General features: G+C 72.8%; 1 protein-coding gene and 1 pseudogene. Both read right to left on the reverse strand.

Annotated features, from left to right (window positions below):
- The coding region (locus R6V09_RS52995) for a YfjP family GTPase (protein WP_317888535.1) at nt 1–1,293 on the reverse strand (1,293 nt) is incomplete at its 3' end.
- Nucleotides 1,294–1,296: 3 nt separating this feature from the next.
- Nucleotides 1,297–1,483 (reverse strand): annotated as a pseudogene (locus R6V09_RS53000) (ATP-binding protein); the annotation flags it as partial.

Consider the following 1,483-nt stretch of genomic DNA (forward strand, 5'->3'; position numbering starts at 1 on the left):
CGAGTCCGCGAGCCGCGCGGCGAACTCGTCCCGCGCCTCCTCGCTGAGCCCGGTGCGCCGCCCCGTGGCGTAGACGGGCCGCAGCCGCCACGCCGCCGCGTCGACATCGGCCGAAATTCGCCGTGCCGCTGCTCCACGATCCCCCACGAACTGGCCCAGAACTTCGCGCAGTTCGGGGATGCCGTCACCGGTGAGCGCGGACAGGGAGAGCACGGTGGCTCCCGGTTCGCCGTACTCCCCCAGGGCGATCCCGTCCTCGTCGAGCAGCCGCCGCAGATCGTCGAGAACCTGATCCGCGGCTTCCCCGGGAAGCCGGTCGATCTGGTTGAGGACGACGAACATGACCTCCGCGTGGCCCGCCATCGGCCGCAGATAGCGCTCATGGAGGATCGCGTCGGCGTACTTCTCCGGGTCGACGACCCAGATGACCGCGTCGACGAGCGCCAACACCCGGTCCACCTGCTCACGGTGCGCGACGGCCGCCGAGTCGTGGTCGGGCAGGTCCACCAGGACGAGCCCGCGCAACTGGGCCTCCATCTCGGCACTCTGCAGGGGGCGCCTGCGCAGCCGTCCCGGGATGCCGAGCCGGTCGATGAGGGTGGCCGCGCCGTCGCTCCAGCTGCACGCGATGGGCGCGGCGGTGGTGGGCCGTCGTACGCCGGTCTCCGAAATGGCCACTCCGGCGAGCGCGTTGAAGAGCTGCGACTTGCCGCTGCCGGTGGCGCCCGCGATGGCGACCACGGTGTGCTGCCCGGAGAGCCTGCGCCGCGCGGCGGCCTCGTCGAGCACCCGCCCGGCCTCCGCCAGGGTCCCGCTGTCGAGCCGCGTCCGGGAGAGTCCAACCAGCTCCCGCAGCGCGTCGAGACGGGACCGTAGCGGCCCGTCGTACGCCAACGGGGCCGGGACGGGGGCGGCGTGGTGCGCGTTGTGCGCCGCCTGCGTCCGGGAGGCCCTGATCTCCACGGCGGCGGCCTGCTGCGCGGCGGTGGTCTCGTTGACCCGCCGGGCGATGAGTCCGTCGTCCCAGGAGCCGGTCGATTCCTCGGGGTCCGCCGAGTCCGCGGACGCCTTGGATTCCGTACGACCTGTGGTGTCGACGTCGGCCGGCACGCGCGCGTGGTCGTCGGCGTCCTCCAGGTCACCCGTTTCCTCCGCGTCCTCTACGGGAGGAGGGTTTTCGGGGCGCTCGTCCTGGGCGTCGGCATCCCGGCCGTTGTCCCCGTGATCGGCGTGAGCGGCGTGATCGGCGTGGTCCATCTCGTCCGTGTGGTCCTGGTCAGTGACGGCAGTCACCGGTCACCTCTCCTTCTGCAGTACGGACAGCGCGGCGATGAGTTCGGCCTGGGGTTCGGGGCGCACGTCGAGGGCGTCGAGCGGGGCGAGCCTGCGTTCGCGCTCGGTGTGCACGACCCGGTCCAGGTGGTCGTTGAGCAGCCGCCCGGCCCGGTCGCGCAGCCGCAGCGCGCCGTGAGCACCGATCCGC

Origin of the sequence: Streptomyces sp. W16 (genome assembly GCF_033194735.1) — a bacterium.
Classification (GTDB): domain Bacteria; phylum Actinomycetota; class Actinomycetes; order Streptomycetales; family Streptomycetaceae; genus Streptomyces.